Below are 4704 nucleotides of genomic sequence, written 5' to 3'. Positions count from 1 at the left end.
CGGTGTAGGGCGTGAAGGCGTCCGTGCAGGCCTGGATGTGGTCGGCGAAGACCGGCTCGGTGGCCATGAGGTGCTGGCCCATGCCCGGCCACTGCGAACCCTGCCCGGGAAACACAAACACCGTCTTGCCACTGACCACACTGCCCGTGACCAGATCCGGATGCGGCTCGCCCGCAGCCAACGCCGCCAGCGCGTCGGGAGAGAAGGCGACCGCCCGCTCATCGAAACGAGACCGCCGCAGCAACCCATGCGCCACCGCGGCCGCGTCCACCTGGCCCTCCGGCCCGGCCACCGTCGCGAGACGGTCACGGAGGCGGGCGGCCTGGTCCCGCACGCCCTGCTCGGTGCGTGCGGACAGCATCCACGGGATGGCCCCGGCCACGCCGGTCGACTCCGCCGCGCCGCCGCCGTCGCCCTGGTCGCCGCTCCGTTCCGCCGCCTCCGCGGCCGGCGCCTCCTCAATGATCACGTGGGCGTTGGTGCCGCTGATGCCGAACGACGACACGCCCGCCCGCCGCGGCCCGTCGTGCTCCAGCCACGGCCGCGCCTCCGTCAGCAGGGAGACCGCCCCGGCCTCCCAGTCGACGTGCGGCGTCAGCTCGTCCACGTGCAGCGTCTGCGGCAGCATGCCGTGCCGCATCGCCATGACCATCTTGATCACGCCGCCGACGCCGGCCGCCGCCTGCGGGTGCCCGATGTTCGACTTCAGCGAGCCCAGCCACAGCGGCCGGTCCTCTGGGCGGTCCTTGCCATACGTCGCGAGCAGCGCCTGCGCCTCGATCGGATCGCCCAGCGTTGTCCCCGTGCCGTGCGCCTCCACCACGTCCACGTCCGCCGCGCCCAGCCGCGCGTCCGCCAGGGCCTGCCGGATCACGCGCTGCTGTGAGGGCCCGTTCGGCGCGGTCAACTGGCTGCTGGTGCCGTCCTGGTTGATGGCCGAGCCGCGCAGCACCGCGAGCACCTGGTGGCCGTTGCGGCGGGCGTCCGACAGCCGCTCCAGCAGCACCAGGCCCACGCCCTCGCCCCAGCCCGTCCCGTCGGCCGAGGCGGCGAACGCCTTGCACCGCCCATCCGGTGACAGCCCCCGCTGCCGGCTGAACTCCACGAAGAGACTGGGGGTGGCGATCACCGTCACGCCGCCCGCGAGCGCGAGCCCGCACTCGCCGTTGCGCAGCGCCCGGGCCGCCAGGTGCAGGGCGACCAGCGACGACGAGCACGCCGTGTCGATGCTGACGGCCGGCCCCTCGAAGCCGAAGGTGTACGAGACCCGCCCCGAGGCGATGCTCCCGGCGCTGCCGGTGCCCACGTACCCCTCGAAGCCGTCGGGGATCGGGCTGAGCCGCGAGCCGTAGTCGCCGTACATCACCCCGGCGAAGACGCCCGTGTGGCTGCCGCGCAGCGAGGCCGGGTCGATCCCGGCGCTCTCCACCGCCTCCCAGGCGGTCTCCAGCAGCAGCCGCTGCTGCGGGTCGATCGTCAACGCCTCGCGCGGCGGTATCCCGAAGAACTCCGGGTCGAAGTCGGCCGCGTCGTACAGGAAGCCGCCCTCGCGGGCGTAGGACTTCCCGGTCCGCGCCGGGTCCGGGTCGTACAGGTCCGGGTCCCAGCCCCGGTCCTCGGGGAAGCCGGAGATCGCGTCGCGGCCCTCGGCCACAAGCTCCCACAGCTCGTCCGGCGAGGCGACGCCGCCGGGGTAGCGGCAGGCCATGCCGACGATCGCGATCGGCTCCTGGTCCTTCGCCTCGACCTCCTGCAACCTCTTGCGGGTCCGATGCAGGTCGGCCGTCACGCGCTTGAGGTAGTCACGGAGCTTGTCTTCATTCACCACGGCGGCGTCTACTTCCTCTGCCTAGGAGTTCCCGAGCTCGCCGAGCTCGTTGTCGATGAAGTCGAAGATCTCGTCGTCGGACGCTGCGCCGAGCATCCGTTCCGTCTCGTCGGGCTGCGGCGGCGCCAAGGCCATCAGCTCCGCCATCCCGGCGTTGACCAGCACCTCCTGGAGGCGGCGCGCCAGGTGTACGCGCTGCTCGTCCTCGGGCGCCAGCGCCAGCAGCACCTTCTCCAGCCGGTCCAGCTCGCTGGCTCCGGCCGTGCCCTCGCCCGTCGCGGGCACCACCTCGGCGTCGAGGTAGGCGGCGAGCGCGGCGATCGTCGGGTGGTCGAAGATCAACGTGGTCGGCAGCCGGTGCCCGACCGTCGCACCGAGGCGGTTGCGCAGCTCGACGGCGGTCAGCGAGTCGATGCCGAGCTCCAGCAGACCCCGCTGGATGTCCAGCGCGCTCGGGTTGGAGTGCCCCAGCACGTCGGCCACGTGATCGCGCACCAGCTCCTGCAACGCCTCCGTCCGCTCCTCGGCGGACATCCCTGCCAGCCGCTCGACCAGCGCCGTACCGCCCCCGGCCCCGCGCGGGGCGCCCGGCGTGCCCGGGCCCGCGTGCCCGTGCGCGGCGGCGCGGCGCGCCGGGGTGCGGACCAGGCCGCGCAGCAGGGGGACCGGGTCGCGCAGCGCCGACGGCTCCAGCCGCACCGGCACCACCACGGAACGCTCCGCGCGCAGCCCGGCGTCGAACAGCTCGAGTCCGAGCTCGCCGCTGATCGGCAGGATGCCGCTGCGCGCCATCCGTGCCCGGTCGGCCTCGGCGAGTTGCCCGGTCATCCCGCTCACCCCGCTGCCGCCGCCGGTGTCCCACAGGCCCCAGGCGTAGGAGACGGCGGGCAGGCCCTGGGCGCGGCGGTGCGCGGCGAGGGCGTCGAGGTAGGCGTTGGCGGCGGCGTAGTTGCCCTGCCCCGCGCCGCCGAAGACGCCGGAGACGGAGGAGAAGAGCGCGAACAGCGCGACGTCTCCGGCGCGTTCGTGGAGGTGCCAGGCGGCGTCGGCTTTGGCGCGGAGGACGGTGTCGAGGCGTTCGGGGGTGAGGGAGGGGATGGTGGCGTCGTCCAGGGCGCCGGCGGCGTGGATGATGCCGGTGATGCCGGGGTGGGCGTCGAGGAGTGCGGCGACGGCGGCGCGGTCGGCCAGGTCGCAGGCGGCGAGGGTGACTTCGGCGCCGAGGGCGGTCAGGCCGTCGCGCAGCTCGGCGGCGCCGGGGGCGTCGGGCCCGCGGCGGCTGACCAGCAGCAGGCGCTTGACGCCGTACGCCGTGACCAGGTGGCGGGCCACCAGGCCGCCCAACGCCCCCGTCGCCCCGGTGACCAGCACCACACCGTCCGGGTCGAGCGCCGGGCCCGTTTCGGTGGCGGGAGCGGTCCGTGCCAGGCGAGGGGCGTACAGGGCGCCGTCCCGGACAGCGACCTGCGGCTCCTGCGTGCCGAGCGCGGCCGCGAGGAGGTCATCGTCGCCTCCGGCGAGGTCCACCAGCGCGAACCTGCCGGGATTCTCGGTCTGCGCGGAGCGGAGCAGCCCCCAGACGGCGGCGTGCGCCAGGCTGCCGGGCCGTTCACCCGTCGCGTCGCGGGTCACGACGACCAGCCGCGACTCGGCGAACCGCTCCTCGGCCAACCAGGCCTGCGCCAGGTCGAGCGCCCAGGCGAGCGCGTCCCGAACCTGAGCGGGGTCGGCCAGCCGGTCGGGGCAGTGGGCCAGCACCGTGGCGGAGTCGGGCGCGGCGGCGAGCTCACCGGCCCCGGCCACCTCCGGGACGCCCGCGAGCGGGTCCGGCGTGGCCTGCGGCAGCGGCTGCGGCTGCGGCAGTTGCAGCGGTGTCCAGGCCAGCTCGTACAGATCGCGCGGCCCTTGGGCCACCAGGCTCTCCGGACGAGTCTCCCGCACCGTCAGAGCCCCCACCTCGGCAACCGGCGTGCCTTGGTGGTCCGTTACGGCCAGGGCGATGGTGTCCGCACCGGTCGGCGTCAGCCGCACGCGGACGGCGCGGGCGCCGACGGCGTGCAGGGACACATCCGACCAGGCCACCGGCAGGCGCGCCGAGCCCTCGGCCGTGTCGTCGGCGAACGCCAACGGGTGCAGGGCGGCGTCCAGCAGCGCCGGGTGGATGCCGAAGCCCTCCGTCTCGCCGTCACCGTCGCGGTCGCCGTTGTCCAGCGTGACCTCGGCGTACACCTCGTCGCCGAGCCGCCAGGCCGAGGAGAGCCCCTGGAAGGCGGGGCCATAGCCCAGGCCGGTGGAGGCCAGCCGCCCGTACAGCTCCTCCAGGTCCACCGGAGTCGCCCCTTCGGGCGGGAACGCCTCCACTCCCGCGCCGGGACCGACCTCCGCCGCCGGGGCCGGGCCGGCGGCCAGCGTTCCCTTGGCGAGGACCAGGGTGTCCTCGTCCCTGCGGCTGTGAATCGTCACCGGGCGTCGGCCCTCGCCGTCAGGGGCGCCGACGGTCACCTGGAGCGGCATCGCGCCCTGCTCGGGGAGGAGGAGCGGAGCCTGGAGGTTGAGCTCTTCGAGCCGTTCACAGCCGACGTACTGGCCGGCGTGGAGGGCGAGTTCGGCGAAGGCGGTGCCGGGCAGCAGCGCGGTGCCGTGCACGGCGTGGTCGGCCAGCCAGGGGTGGGCGCGGAGCGAGAGGCGGCCGGTGAACGCAACACCCTCGTCGTCGGGCAGTTCCACCGCCGCGCCGAGGAGCGGGTGGCCAGCCTCCGCCTGTCCGAGGTCCGTGGCGTCGCCCACGGTCTCCGGCAGGTCCAGCCAGTAGCGCTGGCGTTGGAAGGGGTAGGTGGGGAGGGGGGTGGGGTGGCCGGTGGTGGGCCAGGTGGGGG

2 protein-coding genes are annotated in these 4704 nt (G+C 74.8%); both read right to left on the bottom strand.

All coding sequences use genetic code 11. The features are described 5' to 3' along the window. On the bottom strand, positions 1-1825 hold a 1825-nt coding region (locus ACTWQH_RS32470; RefSeq protein ID WP_443290405.1), incomplete at its 3' end, for a type I polyketide synthase. Between the two features lie 24 nt (positions 1826-1849). Then, a partial coding sequence (locus ACTWQH_RS32465; protein WP_443290404.1) for an SDR family NAD(P)-dependent oxidoreductase occupies positions 1850-4704 on the bottom strand: 2855 nt, incomplete at its 5' end.

Source organism: Streptomyces sp. 6N223 (assembly GCF_052246635.1).
Lineage (GTDB): Bacteria > Actinomycetota > Actinomycetes > Streptomycetales > Streptomycetaceae > Streptomyces.
The sequence above is the reverse complement of the archived record's forward strand: the minus strand, read 5'-3'. Positions and strand labels throughout refer to the sequence as shown.